Consider the following 16914-nt stretch of genomic DNA (forward strand, 5'->3'; position numbering starts at 1 on the left):
GCATGCCCCCCTTCTCGCATCAACCCCACTGGAGCCGGCTGGCCGCGATCGCGCTGATCGCCTGGCTGGAGTTCCTGCAGAACGGCCTGCTCAATTTCGCCTCGTCGCAGGTGATGGGCGGCGTCGGCGCCGGACCGGAAGAGTTCAGCCACGCGGCGATGGCCTACGCGCTCGGCGCGGTGGTGGCGCTGTTCAACCACCAGTGGTGCGTCGAGCACATCGGCTCGCGCCGCCACCTGCGGGCGTCCATCGCCCTGTTCGCGCTGGGCGCGCTGATCGCCGGCGCCGCCGCCTCGCCGGCGGGCTTCATCGCCGGACGCGCGGTGCAGGGCCTGGGCGGTGCCGCCTTCTTCACCGCCGCCCGGCTGGAGGTCGCGCAACTGCCGCCGGCCAGCCGAGGACTGGGCCTGGTCGCCTTCGGCCAGGCGCTGCTCCTGGGCAGCGCGCTGGGGCCGCTGCTGGGCGGCGTCCTGCTGCAGGCCTACGGCTGGCGCGCCCTGCTCTGGGGCATGCTGCCCTTGCTGCCGCCGGCCTGGTGGGCGGCCGGCCTGCTGCCGCTGCGGCCCCCTGCGCATCGCCCCGCCCGCTATCCGACCTGGACCTTCATGCTGCTGCTGGCCGCCGTCTTCCTGCTGCAGTGGCTGATCCAGCAGACGCCGTACCAGCTGTTCTCCCGCCCGCAATGGCTGGCCGGCCTGGCAGCGGCCGCCGTCGCCGCCTTCCTGCTGTTCCGCTCGACGCACCGCCGCCGGGCGTCGGACCGCCGCCATTGGACGCTGCTGCGCCGTCCCGGCTACCGGCTGGGCCTCGCCGGCTACAGCTGCTGCTACCTGCTGGTATCGGCCAACAGCTACATCCTGCCTGTGCTGTCGGCGCAGGCGCTGGGCTTCGATCTGCCGACCAGCGGCATGCTGCTGTCGGTCAGCTATCTGGCCGGCATCGTCTTCGCGCTGCTGTACGCCAAGCTGCTGCTGAAGGGCAAGGCGCCCGGCCTGACGGAGACCATGGTCGGCGGCTGCCTGCTGCTGGCCGGCTACGGCTGGCTGATGAGCGGCCTGAACGCCGAGGCGACGCTGGGCCGCGTCGCCGCCATCCTGCTGCTGAACGGCGGCTTCATGTCGCTGTTCATCATGGCGGTGGCGCAGGCCACCTTCCGCGACATCGCGCCGGCGGCCTTCGGCCGCGCCTATCAGACCAAGAACATCGTGCGCCAGGTATCGATCTCGGCCGGCGTCGCGCTGGCCGGCGTGTTCATGCAGGCGCGTAACGCGCTGCACTACAACCGTTTGTCCGAAGGTTTTTCCTGGAATACGCCACAGTTTGTCGATGCTTTGCATCAATTACGCCAATTCATGCCCGATTTGAGCGATACTCAACGGCTTGGAGTGCTGGCCGGCGAGCTCGCCCGGCAGGCCACGCTGATTTCCTGCCTCGACTTCTTTCGTCTGGAAGGCTGGATAGGCCTGGCGCTGGCGGCCTGCCTGCTCGCGTCGCGCAAGACCGGCTGAGCCGGCGCTCCTCGCCATCTAAAGTGTTATCGGGAAGAATCAAGCATGCGCAAAAGCGGCCAATCGGAGACTTTCGACAAGATCGTCGAAGCGAGCCTGCAACTGTTCAACCAGGAAGGCGAGCGCGTCATCACCACCAACCACATCGCCGAGCGGATGAATATCAGCACCGGCAAGCTCTACTATCACTTCCGCAACAAGGAGGAGATCGTCAACGAGCTGTACCACCGCTACGTCAAGGGCATGGCCGAGCAGCTGTCGTCGGCGCTCAGCCACAGCAACTCGATCGAGGCCATGGTGATGGCGATGGAAAAGACGCTGCGCCACATCTGGAGCTTCCGCTTCCTGCCGAAAAGCCTGCCCAGCCTGTTCTACGTCAACCCGCAGCTGGAGGAGGAACACCAGCAGCTGTCTCGCGGCCAGCTGAACGGCAAGCTGGGCCAGCTGTTCTCCCGCCTGCGCGAACAGGGCATGATCCTGCTCGACGACCAGCAGCTGGCGCACCTGGTGCAGCATTTCCAGATGGTGCAGACCGGCTGGATCAGCACCATCAGGCAGAACGCCAGCGCGGCCGAACTGGACAGGCTGATCCAGTCCGGCTGCCGCAGCCTGATGTATCTGCTGACGCCCTACGTCAGCCCGCGCTTCCAGTCGCCGTTCGAACGCGCCTGCGCGCGCTTCGCCTGACGCTCCTGCCGCCGCTCCGGCGGCAGCGCCATCTCATCATCCCAGACAACGGCTAGCATTCCCCTCCTCAAGGCCGACTATTGCCGTTTGCCCGCTGTTCCCGTCGTCTCCACAAGATTCGCCGCCGTCGCTTCACGCCTGCTCATCCCTGGCGTTTTTCAGACAGCGGAGACATGGCGCTCCGCCTGACCAACCATCATCCTTTCTCAGGTACTGGAGCCGCTCATGGAAATCATCACCGATTCCAAAAAAATTGAATTGTGCATCAAAGAAAAGGCCTTCAATGAATTCGAAATGGCCAATAAATTGTGCGCGCTGTTCGACAACGAAGAAGACCTCGACATGAAAAAAATTCGAGAACAACTTCAACGCATGACCAGTAAAATGCTCAATGATCTAATACAGCTCAACAATGTAGTTGAAAACAATAGCAGATATGCGAAAACACTGGCGCAGGCAAGCAAGCTCTATCAGGATGAAAAGAAATTAAAGATTTTTACCGACATCAAAGGAAAATTTAAAGAAGATGACAAAAAGAACAATGTCAAATTAGCAACTGAGACGTTTGAAAAATTGCAGCAAGATAAGCTGAAAACAAAAACCATTGGCGAAATCACTCGCGTCTATGCTGGCATGTGTGAAAAAATCAAGGATAATGAAGATGCACGCAAAGAGGCTGAGAAACTAAAAATATTCAACATCAACAATCCGGAAGAAGCGGTAATACAATTTGACCAATACAGCAAACTATTGGGAGAGTACAGGGGAAATAATTATGGGAAGATGGCCTTCGACTCGAGCTCACGCGCTCGTTGCGATGGGAAAAACGGCAATCCCGCACCCATCTGGCAAGGGCTCAGAATAGCTGGGGATATCGCCAATCTGCTGGCGCTCAACCAGCCTGTCGCAACCGGCAATACTTTCTATCTGCCACTACTGCCTGGTGATGTGGTGCGCTGCATCGACAGCATTCTGGGCTTGCCGGAGGGCGCATCGATCTCCGGCACCACGGCGGATACCCTTTGGGCAATCGACATGCTCAGCAACCGCTTGTTTTTGGGAAGTATTCCGGGCAAAAACGCACAAGACGAAGATATCGAAGTGCCAATCAACACTGGAGATCCCAATTTGATTCTGGTGGCACTGGCCGCCATCGTATCAGGCTATCACCATACCGTTCTTGAAGTCGGCCTGCCAATGACCATCAATGGCTATATAACCTACCAACCAGGTTTTTATACCAGCTTACAAGATGAACGCATGGCGCAGACATTGGCCGGAAAAAAAATAAAAGCAGTATTAGAACAACACGAAAATTCGCCGAAAAACCACTTGATGATCATTACCGAGGAAGCAGAGCAAGCGGAGGGGAGTGGCAAAGTACTGAGGCTATTCGACATGCATACGCCATCGGAACAAGCTCTGTTCAAAAGAGCGGTGATCATGAATTACGATAATTACCGAAAATGGCACAGGGTGGCCCAGCCCCATACCCAGCCGCCGTTTCCGCATGCATTTTCAAAGCACGCGCTATCGCGCATCATCCCGCTGTAACCCCCATCCGAGCGCTCCTCGCCGGAGAACGGACCATCCCGGGCGGGCATCCCACCCTAAAACAAAACCCCTGTCGGCACATGCCTTCAGGGGTTTTGCATTCAGCTTCGTCGCATCGACGCCGGATCAGCGTCTTTGCGCAAGCCAAGCGGAACAGCTTAGATCATGCCCTTGCTTTTCAGCAGCTCGAACATGGTCTTGCCGATTTCGGCCGGGCTGCGGGTGTAGGCGATGCCGGCCTTCTCGAAGGCCTTGAACTTCTCTTCAGCCGTGCCCTTGCCGCCGGAGATGATGGCGCCGGCGTGGCCCATGCGCTTGCCCTTCGGCGCGGTGACGCCGGCGATGTAGCCGACTACCGGCTTGGTCACGTAGGACTTGGCGAACTCGGCAGCTTCTTCCTCGGCGGAACCGCCGATTTCGCCGATCATCACGATGGCGTCGGTATCCGGATCGTCCTGGAACAGCTTCAGAGCGTCGATGTGGCTGGTGCCCGGGATCGGGTCGCCGCCGATGCCGATGCAGGTGGACTGGCCCAGACCCAGCGCGGTGGTTTGCGCCACGGCTTCATAGGTCAGCGTGCCGGAACGCGACACGATGCCGATGCGGCCCGGGTTGTGGATGTGCCACGGCATGATGCCGATCTTGCACTCGCCCGGAGTGATGATGCCGGGGCAGTTCGGGCCGATCAGGCGGATGCCGGCTTCGTCGACGGCCTTTTTCACATACAGCATGTCCAGAGTCGGCACGCCTTCGGTGATGCAGACGATCAGCTTCACGCCGCTGTCGATCGCTTCCAGGATGGAGTCCTTGGCGAAGGCTGCGGGCACGTAGATCACCGAGGCGTCGGCCTGGGTCTGACGCACGGCGTCCTTCATGGTGTTGAACACCGGCAGGCCCAGATGCTCGGAACCGCCCTTGCCCGGGGTCACGCCGCCCACGACCTTGGTGCCGACCTTCAGCGCCTGCTCGGCGTGGAAGGTGCCGTTCTTGCCGGTGAAGCCTTGCACCAGCACTTTGGTGTCTTTGTTTACCAATACGCTCATTTTGTATTCCTCAGCTCAGTGCGGGTCTCAGGCCACGGCCTTGACGGCGGCGACGATCTTCTCGGCAGCGTCGTTCAGACCCTGGGCGGAAGTCAGTTTCAGGCCGGATTCGTCCAGGATCTTGGCGCCCAGCTCGGCGTTGTTGCCTTCCAGACGGACCACGACCGGCACGGTCACGTTCACTTCCTTCACGGCAGCGATGATGGCCTCGGCGATCATGTCGCAACGGACGATGCCGCCGAAGATGTTGATCAGCACGCCTTGCACCGAGGTGTCGGCCAGGATCAGCTTGAACGCTTCGATCACGCGCTCCTTGGTCGCGCCGCCGCCGACGTCCAGGAAGTTGGCCGGCTGGCCGCCCTTCAGCTTGATGATGTCCATCGTGGCCATCGCCAGGCCGGCGCCGTTCACCATGCAGCCGATATTGCCTTCCAGGGCCACGTAGTTCAGGTCGAACTCGGAAGCCTTCACTTCACGCTCGTTCTCCTGGCTCTTGTCGCGCTGGGCCAAGAGTTCCGGGTGGCGGTACAGGGCGTTGGAGTCCAGGTTGATCTTGCCGTCCACGCAAGCGAGTTCGCCGTTTTCGCGCAGCGCCAGCGGGTTCACTTCGAACAGGGCGAAATCGTTCTCGACGAAGGCCTGGTAGGAGCCCAGCATCAGCTTGCTGAACGCGGCGATCTGCGCGCCGGACAGGCCCAGCGCGAAAGCGGCGTCGCGCGCCTGGAACGGCTGCATGCCGACCAGCGGGTCCACTTCGATCTTGATGATCTTTTCCGGGGTCTCTTCGGCCACCTTCTCGATTTCCACGCCGCCTTCGGTGGAAACCATGAACACGACGCGCTGGCTGCCGCGGTCGACCACGGCGCCCAGGTACAGTTCGCGCTGCACCGGGTACATGTCTTCGCAGACCAGGACCGAATTCACCGGCTGGCCGGCGGCGTCGGTCTGGTAGGTCACCAGATTGGTGCCGATCAGGGTCTTGGCGACTTCGGCGGCTTCTTCGCGGCTCTTCACCACTTTCACGCCACCCGCCTTGCCGCGGCCGCCGGCGTGCACCTGGGCCTTGACGACGGCGAATTTGCCGCCCAGCTTGTCGTAAGCGGCTGCGGCTTCTTCCGGCGACTTGGCCAGAATGCCTTGTTGCACCGGCAGGCCGTAACGGCTCAGCAGCTCTTTCGCTTGGTATTCATGCAGGTTCATCTATGGTTTCCTTTCGGGGAAATGATGGCGGGCATGCGCCTCTGCCTCTATTCCTTGATCGCTTGCCAAACCTTGGTTGGCTGGGACAGGCGGCCGGCCCCCCGGCAGGCCGCTCCATCCATTACCGGTCGGGTCGTGCGCATTGTACACGACCCGTGTTCACTCAACCGTGCAACGCGCGCTTGTCGGCGGCGAGGGCGGCTTCGTGGATCACTTCCGACAACGACGGGTGGGCGTGGACAATGCGCGCCAGGTCTTCGCTGGCGGCCTTGAACTCCATCGACACCACGCCTTCGCTGACCAGCTCGGACACCATCGGGCCTATCATGTGCAGGCCCAGGATGCGGTCGGTCTTGGCGCAGGCCAGGATCTTGACCGTACCCTGAGCCATGCCCAGGCCCAGCGCGCGGCCGTTGGCGCCGAAACCGGACGTGCCCTTCTTGTACTCGACGCCCTCGGCCTTCAGCTGCTCCTCGGTCTTGCCGACCCAGGCGATCTCCGGCGAAGTGTAGATCACCCACGGGATCACGCCGAAATCGACGTGCGGCTTCTGGCCGGCGATGCGCTCGGCCACGGCCACGCCCTCTTCCGACGCCTTGTGCGCCAGCATCGGGCCGCGCACCACGTCGCCGATCGCCCAGACATTGGGCAGATTGGTGTGGCAGTGGTCGTCGACGGCGACGAAGCCGCGCTCGTCAAGCGCCAGGCCGACGGTTTCCGCGCCCAGGCCCTGGGTGTTCGGCACGCGGCCGATGGACACGATCAGCTTGTCGAACTCGGCCTTCACCGCCTCGCCGTTCAGCTCGTAGCTGACGGTGACGCTCTTCTTGCCGGCCTTCACTTCGCCAATCTTGACGCCCAGCTTGATGTCCAGGCCGGTGTCCTTGGTCAGCGTCTTGAACGCCTCCTTGGCGATCTGCTGGTCGGCGGCGGCCAGGAAGGTCGGCATCGCCTCCAGGATCGTCACCTCGGAACCCAGGCGCTTCCACACCGAGCCCATTTCCAGGCCGATCACGCCGGCGCCGATCACGCCCAGGCGCTTCGGCACTTCCGTCAGCGCCAGCGCGCCCTCGTTGTCCAGCACCAGCTTGTTGTCGGTGGCCAGGCCCGGCAGCGCGCGCGGGCTGGAGCCGGTGGCCACGATCACGTGGCCGGCCTCCAGCGTGTCGACGACCTTGCCGCCGTCGGTGACTTCGATCACCCACTTCTCGCCCTGACGGCCCTTGAAGGCGGCCAGGCCGTGGATGTTGGCGACCTTGTTCTTCTTGAACAGGAAGCCGATGCCGGCGGCGTTCTTGTTGATGATGTCGGTCTTGCGGCTCAGCATCTGGCCGACGTCCATCTTGGCGCCGGAGACACTGATGCCGTGCTTGGCGAAGTCGTGCTGGACGGCGTGGAAGTTCTCCGACGACTGCAGCAGCGCCTTGGACGGAATGCAGCCGACGTTCAGGCAGGTGCCGCCGAGCGACGGCTTGCCTTCCGGATTCTTGAACGCGTCGACGCAGGCGGTGCTGAAGCCCAGCTGGGCCGCGCGGATGGCGGCGACGTAGCCGCCGGGACCGCCGCCGATCACTACAACATCAAACTGTTGGCTCATGGATTTTCCCTTGGGATCAGGCCTTGCCGACTTTGAACAGCAAGGCCCCGAAAGCGATCATGAACAGCGCGATGACGATCTTGCCGAACAACACGTAGCGGTCTTCGCGGACTCCCTGCTGGCGCTTTTTCCAGCTGAGGAACAGCAAGGCCGCACCGGCCAATACCGAGGCGAACGCGTAAACCCAGTCCGGCAGATTCATTCAAACTCCATTCATGTGAAATCAGACGGGCCTGCTCACGGCAGGCCCGGCCATCATTACAGGTCCAGCAGCAGGCGGGCCGGATCCTCGATGGCGTCCTTGATCGCCACCAGGCTCAGCACCGCTTCGCGGCCGTCGATGATGCGGTGGTCGTAGGACTGGGCAAGATACATCATCGGACGCACGACCACTTGACCGTTCTCAACCACGGCGCGCTCCTTGGTGGCGTGCATGCCGAGGATGGCCGATTGCGGCGGGTTGATGATGGGGGTGGACATCATCGAGCCGAAGGTGCCGCCGTTGGAGATGGTGTAGGTGCCGCCGGTCAGCTCTTCCACGGTCAGCTTGCCTTCCTGCGCGCGCTTGCCGAATTCGGCGATCTGCTTCTCGATCTCGGCCAGGCTCAGCTGGTCGGCGTTGCGGATCACCGGCACCACCAGGCCGCGCGGGCTGCCCACGGCGACGCCGATGTCGAAGTAGCCGTGATAGATGATGTCGTTGCCGTCCACGGACGCGTTGACGATCGGGTACTTCTTCAGCGCGGCGACCACGGCCTTGACGAAGAAGCCCATGAAGCCCAGCTTGATGCCGTGCTCTTTCTCGAACTTGTCCTTGTACTTGGCGCGCAGGTCCATCACCGGCTTCATGTTCACTTCATTGAAGGTGGTGAGGATGGCGTTGGTCTGCTGGCTCAGCACCAGACGCTCGGCGACGCGCTGGCGCAGGCGGGACATCGGCACGCGCTGTTCGGCGCGGCCGGACAGCAGGCCGGCGACGTTGACGGCGGCCGGGGTGGCGGACAGGGCGGCGCCGGCGGAAGCCGGAGCCAGCACCGGGCCGGCCTGGGACGGCGCGGCCGGCTTGGCGGCGGCCTGCACGTCTTCCTTCAGCACGCGGCCGTCGCGGCCGGAGCCGGCGACCTTGGACAGGTCGACGCCGGTTTCGGCGGCCAGCTTGGCGGCGGACGGCATCGCGGCTGCGGCGGCGGCCGGAGCGGCCTGGACCGGAGCCGGAGCGGCGGCGGGCGCCGGGGCGGCTGCGGCGGCCGGGGCGGCGTCGCCGGCCTTGGCGGCGGTGTCGATCTTGGCGATCAGTTGGCCGGAGACGACGGTGGCGCCGTCCTGCTCGATGATTTCAACCAGCACGCCGGCCTGCGGCGCCGGCAGTTCCAGCACCACCTTGTCGGTTTCCAGGTCGATCACGTTCTCGTCGCGGTTGACGAATTCGCCTACCTTCTTGTGCCAGCTCATCAGCGTGGCTTCGGATACGGATTCCGGCAGTTGCGGGACTTTGACTTCAATCAGCATGTTCTTCTCCATGGCGGGGCGGCGCCGCGCCGCCCCTTAATTTCTCAATGGCTCAGCGGGCAACCGACATGGCTTCTTCGACGAAGGCCTTCAGCTGGGCGACGTGCTTGCTCATATAGCCGACGGCCGGCGAGGCGGACGACGGACGACCGGCGAACGACAGCTGCTGCTTGGCGCTCAGCAGGCCTTCCAGGCGGTGGCGGATCTGGTACCAGGCGCCCTGGTTGCGCGGCTCTTCCTGCACCCACATCACTTCCTTGGCCTGCGGGAAGCGCGCCAGCTCGGCGGCCACCTGCTCGGTCGGGAACGGGTACAGCTGCTCGATGCGGACGATGGCCACCTCGTCCTCCAGGCCGCGTTCCTTGCGGCCGGCGGCGAGATCGTAATAGACCTGGCCGGCGCACAGCAGCACGCGCTTGACCTTCTTGGCGTCGTTGACCACGTTGTCGCCGATCACCGGACGGAAGCCGCCGGTGGTCAGGTCTTCGATCGGGCTCATCGAATCCTTGAAGCGCAGCAGGCGCTTGGACAGGAAGATCACCAGCGGCTTGCGGTACGGACGCAGCACCTGGCGGCGCAGCAAGTGGAACATCTGGCCGGCTTCCGACGGCATCACCACCTGCATATTGTGCTCGGCGCACAGCTGCAGCCAGCGCTCCAGGCGCGCGGACGAGTGCTCCGGGCCCTGGCCGTCGTAGCCGTGCGGCAGGATGGTGGTCAGGCCGCACAGACGGCCCCACTTGGTCTCGCCGGAGGAGATGAACTGGTCGATGGCCACCTGGGCGCCGTTGGCGAAGTCGCCGAACTGGGCTTCCCAGATCACCAGCTGATCCGGAGCGGAACAGGCGTAGCCGTATTCATAGGCCAGCACCGCCTCCTCGTTCAGGATGGAGTCGATCACCAGGAAATCGGCCTGATTCTCGGACATATTGCGCAGCGGCACATAGGCGCCCTGGTCCCAGCTCTCGCGGTTCTGGTCGTGCAGCACCGAATGGCGGTGGCTGAAGGTGCCGCGGCCGGAGTCTTCGCCGGACAGGCGCACGCCGAAGCCGTTGGTCACCAGCGAGGCGTAGGCCAGCGTCTCGGCCATGCCCCAGTCGACGTTCTGCTCGCCGGCGGCCATCGCCTTGCGCGCGGCCAGCACCTTCTGCACCGTCGGGTGCAGCTTGAAGCCTTCCGGCAGCGTGGTGAACTTGTCGGTCAGGCGCTGGATGTCGGCCAGCGGCAGCGAGGTGTCGGTCGGGTGCGCCCAGTGGGTGCCCAGGTACTGGCTGAAGTCCAGCGCGTGCTCGCGCTTGTAGTTGGTCAGCGCGGTCTGCTCGACGTGTTCGCCCTTGTCCAGCGCGTCGCGGTAGGCCTGGATCTGCGCGTCGGCTTCCTCGGCCGCCAGCACGCCCTCCTGCACCAGGCGGGCGGCGTACATCGCGCGCACGCCCTGGTGCTTGGCGATCTTCTTGTACATCATCGGCTGGGTCAGGAACGGGTCGTCGCCCTCGTTGTGGCCGAGCTTGCGGTAGCACACCAGATCGATCACCACGTCCTTCTTGAAGGTCATGCGGTAGTCGAGCGCGGCCTGCATCACGTAGCAGACGGCTTCCGGATCGTCGCCGTTGACGTGCAGGATGGGCGCTTCGATCATCTTGGCCACGTCGGTGCAATACATCGTCGAACGGATGTCGCGAGTGTCCGACGTGGTGAAACCCACCTGGTTGTTGATGACGATGTGTATCGTGCCGCCGGTGCCGTAGCCGCGGGTCTGCGACAGGTTGAAGGTACCCTGGTTGACGCCCAGGCCGCCGAAGGCGGAGTCGCCGTGGATCAGTACCGGCACCGCGGTCTTGCGTTCGGTGTCCTTGCGGCGTTCCTGGCGGGCGCGCACCGAGCCTTCCACCACCGGGTTGACGATTTCCAGGTGGGACGGGTTGAACGCCAGCGACACGTGCATCGGGCCGCTCGGCGTCGGGATGTCGGACGAGAAGCCCATGTGGTACTTCACGTCGCCGGACGCCATCTGCTGGGCGGCCTTGCCTTCGAATTCGGCGAACAGGTCGCGCGGCAGCTTGCCCAGGGTGTTGACCAGCACGTTCAGACGGCCGCGGTGGGCCATGCCGATGATCAGTTCCTGCACGCCCTGCTCGGTGGCGTTCTGGATCAGGTGGTCCAGCGCCGCGATCGCGGACTCGCCGCCTTCCAAGGAAAAGCGCTTCTGGCCGACGTACTTGGTGTGCAGGTAGCGTTCCAGCGTCTCGGCGGCGGTGATCTGCTTCAGGATGCGCTTTTTCTTGTCGGCGTCGTAGCGCGGGGTGGACAGATCGTCCTCGAAGCGCTTCTGCACCCAGTGCTTCTCGTCGGACTGGGTGATGTGCATGAACTCGACGCCGATATTGCCGCAGTAGGTCTGCTTCAGGCGCGCGATGATGTCGGACAGCGGCAGCTTCTGCGGGCCGGCCAGCGAGCCGACGTTGAACTGCACCGCCATGTCGGCATCGTTCAGACCATGGGTAGCCGGGTCCAGCTCGCGCACGATGGCCTGGTCCATCCGCTTCAGCGGGTCCAGATTGGCCTGGCGCGAACCCAGTACGCGGTAGGCCGAGATCAGCTTCAGCACGCCCACCTGCTTCTGCATCGCCTCCCAGTCGGTGGCGGCGGCGCCGCGCTGGCCGATCACCGGCTTCTTCGCCAGCTGGATGAACGACTCCTGGATAGGCTGGTGCGGCACATCGCGCTCGGCGGCGCCCGGCGACTGCGCCAGCTTGTCGAAGTAGTCGCGCCACTCCTGAGGCACGGCTGTGGCGTCAGCGAGGTACTGTTCGTACAGCTCCTCGATGAACGGAGCATTCCCACCAAACAGGTAGGAATGGCTGTACATGGTTTGCATCATGGTCTGGCTACCCTTTGTCTTGGACGTTGCAGCAATTATTCAAAGCGCTATGGCAAGGCGGCCCTTGCCGCAGCGCTCTGTAAAAAGGGGCTGGTCGGGACCCCATCCCAACCAACCCCGCTTCCCTCACATCAGCGCTTGGCGACCTCGACGAAGTCGCGGCGGCCGGAGCCGGTGTACAGCTGGCGCGGACGGCCGATCTTCATGCCCGGATCGCCGATCATCTCGTTCCAGTGCGCGATCCAGCCCACGGTGCGGGCCAGCGCGAAGATCGGGGTGAACATCGACACCGGGATGCCGATCGCCGACAGCACGATGCCGGAGTAGAAGTCGACGTTCGGGTACAGCTTGCGCTCGATGAAGTACGGATCGGACAGCGCGATCTTTTCCAGCTCCATCGCCAGCTTGAACTTCGGATCGTTGTGCAGGCCCAGCTCGTTCAGCACCTCGTCGCAGGTGGTCTTCATGATGGCGGCGCGCGGGTCCATGTTCTTGTACACGCGGTGGCCGAAGCCCATCAGCTTGTAGCGCTTGTCCTTGACGCCCTGCATGAAGTCGGCGACGTTGTCGACGGAGCCGATCTCGTCCAGCATCTTCAGCACGGCCTCGTTGGCGCCGCCGTGCGACGGGCCCCACAGGCAGGCGATGCCGGCGGCGATGCACGCGAACGGGTTGGCGCCGGAAGAGCCGGCCAGACGCACGGTGGAGGTGGAGGCGTTCTGCTCGTGGTCGGCGTGCAGGGTGAAGATGCGGTCCAGCGCGCGCGCGAGAACCGGGTTCACCTTGTACTCTTCGCACGGGGTGGAGAACATCATGTGCAGGAAGTTTTCCGCATAGGTCAGGCCGTTCTTCGGGTAGGAGAACGGCAGGCCCTTGTTGTAGCGGTAGGCTTGCGCGGCGATCGTCGGCAGCTTGGCCACCAGGCGATGCGCGGAAATGCGGCGGTGCTCCGGATTGGAGATGTCCAGCGAGTCGTGGTAGAAGGCGGACAGCGCGCCGACCACGCCGACCATCACGGCCATCGGGTGCGCGTCGCGGCGGAAGCCCTTGAACAGGCTCATCAGCTGGTCATGCAGCATGTTGTGGCGCATGATGCCGCGTTCGAAATCCTTGCGCTGCGCCGCAGTCGGCAGTTCGCCGTTCAGCAGCAGGTAGCACACTTCCAGATAGTCGCTCTTCTCGGCCAGTTGCTCGATCGGGTAGCCGCGGTAGTACAGCTGGCCCAGATCGCCGTCGATGAAGGTGATCTTGGATTCGCAGCTGGCCGTGGCCAGGAAGCCCGGATCGAAGGTGAACATGCCGGTTTTGCCGAAGGCGCGGATGTCGACGACGTCCGGACCCAGCGAGCCCCCCAGGACCGGCAGGTCCAGGGTTTCCTTACCCTCGTTATAGCTGAGCGTGACTTTGCGATTAGTTTCCACAGCAATACTCCCAGTCGTTATTTCGTTGTTGTAGTGTGGTGGGGGGCCGTCACAGCGATCTCAGGATCGCGATGATGGCCATTTCTTCCGGATCCTCGAGATCGGCCTTGCCGTTGACGATATCCAGAAAGTCGGTGTCGGGCAGATCCAGCACTCGGCGGTACGCCTCGATCTCGGCGGGCGCCAGCTGGTCGAACGGGCCGGCGAAGAACTTCTCCAGCACCAGGTCCAGTTCCAGCAGGCCCCGCCGCGACCGCCAGCGGATCCGTTTCAGCTCGATCGGATCGTAGCTCGTCATACCGCCCGCTTGACCATCAGGTCCTTGATCTTGCCGATCGCGCGGGTCGGATTCAGGCCCTTCGGACACACGTCGACGCAGTTCATGATGCTGTGGCAGCGGAACAGGCGGTACGGATCCTCCAGATTGTCCAGACGGTCGTTGGTCGCCTCGTCGCGGGTGTCCGCGATGAAGCGGTAGGCCGCCAGCAGGCCGGCCGGGCCGACGAACTTGTCCGGGTTCCACCAGAACGACGGGCAGGACGTGGAACAACACGCGCACAGAATGCATTCGTACAGGCCGTCCAGCTCCTTGCGGTCCTCCGGCGACTGGCGACGCTCACGCTCCGGCGGCGGCGTGTCGTTGATCACATACGGCTTGATCGAGTTGTATTGCTTGAAGAACTGGGTCATGTCGACGATCAGATCGCGCACCACCGGCAGGCCCGGCAACGGACGCAGCTCGATCGGCTGCTTCAGGCCGCGGAAGTCGGTCAGGCAGGCCAGACCGTTCTTGCCGTTGATGTTCATCGCGTCCGAGCCGCACACGCCTTCCCGACAGGAACGGCGGAAGCTCAGCGTATCGTCCTTGGTCTTCAGCTTGACCAGCGCGTCCAGCAGCTTGTGCTCGGTGGAATCCATCTCCACGCTGATGTCCTGCATGTAAGGCTTGGCATCCTTGTCCGGGTCGTAGCGGTAGATGCGGAATTTGATGGTTTCGGTAGTCATCTCTGGTCCAAGCCTTAGTAGGAGCGCGTCTTCAGCGCGATCGTGTCGACGGTCAGCGGCTTCAGGTTCACCGGCTTGTATTCCAGGCGATTGCCATCGCGGAACCACAGCGTGTGCTTCAGCCAATTCTTGTCGTCGCGGCCGTTCGGGGTTTCCTCGGTGTCCGGCGCGTCGTCGCGCACGTGGGCGCCGCGGCTCTCGGTGCGGGCGTTGGCCGAGATCATCGTGGCCTTGGCCACCTCGATCAGGTTCTCCAGCTCCAGCGCCTCGATGCGGGCGGTGTTGAACACCTTGGACTTGTCGCCGATCTCGGTCTTCGCGACCAGCTTCTCCACTTCGAGAATCTTGGCGGCGCCCTCGGCCAGCATGTCCTTGAAGCGGAACACGCCGCAGTGGGTCTGCATCGTGCGCTGCAGCTCGGCGCGGGCCTCGTGCACCGGCACGCCGTTCGTCTGGTTGTCCAGGCGGGCGACGCGGGCGACCGAGCGCTCGACGTCGGCCATCGCCAGCTCCGGCAGGTCTTCCGGATGCTGCTTGATGAACTCGATCATCGAATTGGCCGAGCTCTTGCCGAAGACCAACAGGTCCAGCAGCGAGTTGGTGCCCAGGCGGTTGGCGCCGTGCACCGACGCGCACGCGCATTCGCCGGCGGCGTAGAAGCCGGACACCGGTTCGCCGTGGATCACCACTTCGCCGTGGTAGTTGGTCGGAATGCCGCCCATCTGGTAGTGGCAGGTCGGCACCACCGGGATCGGGGCCTTGATCGGGTCCACGCCGGCGAACTTGATCGAGATCTCGCGGATGCCCGGCAGCTTGGACATGATCACCTCGGGGTCAAGGTGGGTGATGTCCAGCAGCACGTGATCCTTGTTCGGACCGCAGCCGCGGCCTTCGTTGATCTCGGTCACCATCGCGCGCGACACCACGTCGCGGGAGGCCAGGTCCTTGGCGTTCGGCGCGTAGCGTTCCATGAAGCGCTCGCCCTGCGCGTTGCGCAGAATGCCGCCTTCGCCGCGCACGCCCTCGGTGATCAGCACGCCGGCGCCGGCGACGCCGGTCGGGTGGAACTGCCAGAACTCCATGTCTTCCAGCGGAATGCCGGCGCGGGCGGCCATGCCGACGCCGTCGCCGGTATTGATGAAGGCATTGGTCGACGAGGCGAAGATGCGGCCGGCGCCGCCGGTGGCGAACAAGGTGGCCTTGGCCTGGAACACGACGATTTCCGACGTTTCCATTTCCATCGCCACCACGCCCTGCACGCGGCCTTCGGCGTCGCGGATCAGGTCAAGCGCCATCCACTCGACGAAGAAGTGGGTGTTGGCGCGCACATTGCGCTGGTACAGCGCGTGCAGCATCGCGTGGCCGGTACGGTCGGCGGCGGCGCAGGCGCGGCGCACCGGCTTTTCGCCGAAGTTCGACATATGGCCGCCGAACGGACGCTGGTAGATGGTGCCGTCGGCGTTGCGGTCGAACGGCATGCCGAAATGCTCCAGCTCCACCACCACCTTCGGCGCCTCGCGGCACATGAATTCGATCGCGTCCTGGTCGCCCAGCCAGTCCGACCCCTTGACGGTGTCGTACATATGCCAGTGCCAGTGATCCTCCTCGGAATTGCCGAGCGAGGCGGACACGCCGCCCTGGGCGGCCACGGTGTGGGAACGGGTCGGGAACACCTTGGACAGCACGGCGGTCTTCAGGCCGGCCTCCGACAACTGCAGCGCGGCACGCATGCCGGCGCCGCCGGCGCCCACGATCACTGCATCGAAATGACGAACAGGTACGCCCATTACAGCCCCCAAACCACTTTAACGGAATAGATGAAACAGGAAACCAGCCAGACGATGGTGAACACGTGCAGCGCCAGGCGGATGCCCACCGGCTTCACGTAGTCCATCCACACGTCGCGGATGCCCACCCATACGTGCAGGAACAGCGCCAGCAAGGTCACCTGGGTGAACAGCTGGACCCAGGTATGGCTGAACAGCGCCTTCCAGCTCTCGTAGCCGGACGGCAGCGCCAACAGGAACAGCGCCAGTCCCACGGTGTAAATCAGCATGATCACGGCGGTGACCCGCTGCATGATCCAATCGCGCAGGCCGTAGCCGGCGCCGACGACGTGACGGTTTACCATAGTGCGATACCTCCGAGAACCGCGGTCAGCACCAGGCTGACGGCCAGCACGGTCTTGGCGGTGGCGCGGGCGGTCTCCAGTTCGAGACCCTTGTGAATATCGAGGAACAGAAAGCGGATGCCGGCACAGAAGTGGTGCATATAGGCCCAGATCAGACCCAGCAGCACCAGCTTCATCAGCGGGTGCGATACCACGGCGCGGTAGGTTTCGAACGATTCGGCGGAACTGAGCGAACCGTGCAGCAGGTAGATCAACAGCGGGAGGGAAAAGAACAGCGCCACACCACTGACCCGGTGCAGGATGGAGACGAAGCCCGGCACGGGCAGTCTGATCCTGGCCAAGTCCAGATGCTTCGGTCTTTGCTTCTGCATAAGGCTT

The 16914-nt window shown here is 63.6% G+C and carries 15 protein-coding genes; 3 read left to right on the forward strand and 12 right to left on the reverse strand.

What is annotated here, in order from left to right; translation table 11 throughout:
- Positions 1-2 precede the first annotated feature (2 nt).
- The 3 genes from WNM05_RS19240 to WNM05_RS19250 all read left to right on the forward strand — a co-directional run bounded on the left by WNM05_RS19240 (position 3) and on the right by WNM05_RS19250 (position 3749).
- On the forward strand, positions 3-1508 hold the full coding sequence (locus WNM05_RS19240) for an MFS transporter (protein WP_434629991.1): 1506 nt from the start codon (positions 3-5) through the stop codon (positions 1506-1508).
- Positions 1509-1553: 45 nt separating this feature from the next.
- Positions 1554-2195, forward strand: coding sequence for a TetR/AcrR family transcriptional regulator (locus tag WNM05_RS19245; protein WP_434629993.1), 642 nt, complete (start codon positions 1554-1556; stop codon positions 2193-2195).
- A 225-nt stretch (positions 2196-2420) separates the two neighbouring features.
- Positions 2421-3749, forward strand: coding sequence for a hypothetical protein (locus WNM05_RS19250; RefSeq protein ID WP_434629995.1), 1329 nt, complete (start codon positions 2421-2423; stop codon positions 3747-3749).
- A 158-nt stretch (positions 3750-3907) separates the two neighbouring features.
- Here the strand turns inward: WNM05_RS19250 and sucD are convergent, their stop codons facing one another.
- The 12 genes from sucD to sdhC all read right to left on the reverse strand — a co-directional run bounded on the left by sucD (position 3908) and on the right by sdhC (position 16907).
- Positions 3908-4792, reverse strand: coding sequence for a succinate--CoA ligase subunit alpha (gene sucD / locus WNM05_RS19255; RefSeq protein WP_043592732.1), 885 nt, complete (start codon positions 4790-4792; stop codon positions 3908-3910).
- Between the two features lie 27 nt (positions 4793-4819).
- Positions 4820-5992, reverse strand: a complete 1173-nt coding sequence (gene sucC / locus WNM05_RS19260) for an ADP-forming succinate--CoA ligase subunit beta (protein WP_021478969.1) — start codon at positions 5990-5992, stop codon at positions 4820-4822.
- Between the two features lie 163 nt (positions 5993-6155).
- Positions 6156-7589 carry a dihydrolipoyl dehydrogenase gene (gene lpdA / locus WNM05_RS19265; RefSeq protein WP_434629998.1) on the reverse strand — a complete coding sequence of 478 codons (1434 nt, stop codon included), beginning with the start codon at positions 7587-7589 and terminating at the stop codon, positions 6156-6158.
- Positions 7590-7605: 16 nt separating this feature from the next.
- Positions 7606-7791 (reverse strand): hypothetical protein, encoded by a 186-nt coding sequence (locus WNM05_RS19270; RefSeq protein WP_434630000.1) that lies wholly within the window; start codon positions 7789-7791, stop codon positions 7606-7608.
- A gap of 56 nt (positions 7792-7847) precedes the next feature.
- Positions 7848-9098 carry a 2-oxoglutarate dehydrogenase complex dihydrolipoyllysine-residue succinyltransferase gene (gene odhB, locus WNM05_RS19275; protein ID WP_434630001.1) on the reverse strand — a complete coding sequence of 417 codons (1251 nt, stop codon included), beginning with the start codon at positions 9096-9098 and terminating at the stop codon, positions 7848-7850.
- A gap of 52 nt (positions 9099-9150) precedes the next feature.
- Positions 9151-11979, reverse strand: coding sequence for a 2-oxoglutarate dehydrogenase E1 component (locus tag WNM05_RS19280; RefSeq protein WP_434630002.1), 2829 nt, complete (start codon positions 11977-11979; stop codon positions 9151-9153).
- A gap of 131 nt (positions 11980-12110) precedes the next feature.
- Positions 12111-13400: a citrate synthase gene (gene gltA, locus WNM05_RS19285; RefSeq protein WP_434630004.1), complete on the reverse strand. Its 1290-nt coding sequence runs from the start codon at positions 13398-13400 to the stop codon at positions 12111-12113.
- Between the two features lie 49 nt (positions 13401-13449).
- Positions 13450-13698: a succinate dehydrogenase assembly factor 2 gene (locus tag WNM05_RS19290; RefSeq protein ID WP_101709465.1), complete on the reverse strand. Its 249-nt coding sequence runs from the start codon at positions 13696-13698 to the stop codon at positions 13450-13452.
- On the reverse strand, positions 13695-14405 hold the full coding sequence (locus WNM05_RS19295) for a succinate dehydrogenase iron-sulfur subunit (RefSeq protein WP_434630006.1): 711 nt from the start codon (positions 14403-14405) through the stop codon (positions 13695-13697). The genes WNM05_RS19290 and WNM05_RS19295 overlap by 4 nt, the downstream gene beginning before the upstream one ends.
- Before the next feature lie 14 nt (positions 14406-14419).
- Complete coding sequence (gene sdhA, locus WNM05_RS19300; RefSeq protein ID WP_434630008.1) at positions 14420-16192, reverse strand: succinate dehydrogenase flavoprotein subunit; 1773 nt, start codon at positions 16190-16192, stop codon at positions 14420-14422.
- On the reverse strand, positions 16192-16536 hold the full coding sequence (gene sdhD, locus WNM05_RS19305) for a succinate dehydrogenase, hydrophobic membrane anchor protein (protein WP_434630010.1): 345 nt from the start codon (positions 16534-16536) through the stop codon (positions 16192-16194). The genes sdhA and sdhD overlap by 1 nt, the downstream gene beginning before the upstream one ends.
- Positions 16530-16907 (reverse strand): succinate dehydrogenase, cytochrome b556 subunit, encoded by a 378-nt coding sequence (sdhC, locus tag WNM05_RS19310; protein WP_101709469.1) that lies wholly within the window; start codon positions 16905-16907, stop codon positions 16530-16532. Before sdhC ends, sdhD begins: the two co-directional genes overlap by 7 nt.
- Positions 16908-16914 lie beyond the last annotated feature (7 nt).

The sequence above is a fragment of the Chromobacterium sp. CV08 genome, assembly GCF_051129845.1.
Classification (GTDB): domain Bacteria; phylum Pseudomonadota; class Gammaproteobacteria; order Burkholderiales; family Chromobacteriaceae; genus Chromobacterium.

What these genes read in the sequence shown, in the direction of transcription:
- WNM05_RS19240 (WP_434629991.1), top strand. Translation starts at nt 3, where the DNA reads ATGCCCCCCTTCTCGCATCAACCCCACTGGAGCCGGCTGGCCGCGATC.
- WNM05_RS19245 (WP_434629993.1), top strand. Translation starts at nt 1,554, where the DNA reads ATGCGCAAAAGCGGCCAATCGGAGACTTTCGACAAGATCGTCGAAGCG.
- WNM05_RS19250 (WP_434629995.1), top strand. Translation starts at nt 2,421, where the DNA reads ATGGAAATCATCACCGATTCCAAAAAAATTGAATTGTGCATCAAAGAA.
- sucD (WP_043592732.1), bottom strand. Translation starts at nt 4,792, where the DNA reads ATGAGCGTATTGGTAAACAAAGACACCAAAGTGCTGGTGCAAGGCTTC.
- sucC (WP_021478969.1), bottom strand. Translation starts at nt 5,992, where the DNA reads ATGAACCTGCATGAATACCAAGCGAAAGAGCTGCTGAGCCGTTACGGC.
- lpdA (WP_434629998.1), bottom strand. Translation starts at nt 7,589, where the DNA reads ATGAGCCAACAGTTTGATGTTGTAGTGATCGGCGGCGGTCCCGGCGGC.
- WNM05_RS19270 (WP_434630000.1), bottom strand. Translation starts at nt 7,791, where the DNA reads ATGAATCTGCCGGACTGGGTTTACGCGTTCGCCTCGGTATTGGCCGGT.
- odhB (WP_434630001.1), bottom strand. Translation starts at nt 9,098, where the DNA reads ATGCTGATTGAAGTCAAAGTCCCGCAACTGCCGGAATCCGTATCCGAA.
- WNM05_RS19280 (WP_434630002.1), bottom strand. Translation starts at nt 11,979, where the DNA reads ATGATGCAAACCATGTACAGCCATTCCTACCTGTTTGGTGGGAATGCT.
- WNM05_RS19290 (WP_101709465.1), bottom strand. Translation starts at nt 13,698, where the DNA reads ATGACGAGCTACGATCCGATCGAGCTGAAACGGATCCGCTGGCGGTCG.
- WNM05_RS19295 (WP_434630006.1), bottom strand. Translation starts at nt 14,405, where the DNA reads ATGACTACCGAAACCATCAAATTCCGCATCTACCGCTACGACCCGGAC.
- sdhA (WP_434630008.1), bottom strand. Translation starts at nt 16,192, where the DNA reads ATGGGCGTACCTGTTCGTCATTTCGATGCAGTGATCGTGGGCGCCGGC.
- sdhD (WP_434630010.1), bottom strand. Translation starts at nt 16,536, where the DNA reads ATGGTAAACCGTCACGTCGTCGGCGCCGGCTACGGCCTGCGCGATTGG.
- sdhC (WP_101709469.1), bottom strand. Translation starts at nt 16,907, where the DNA reads ATGCAGAAGCAAAGACCGAAGCATCTGGACTTGGCCAGGATCAGACTG.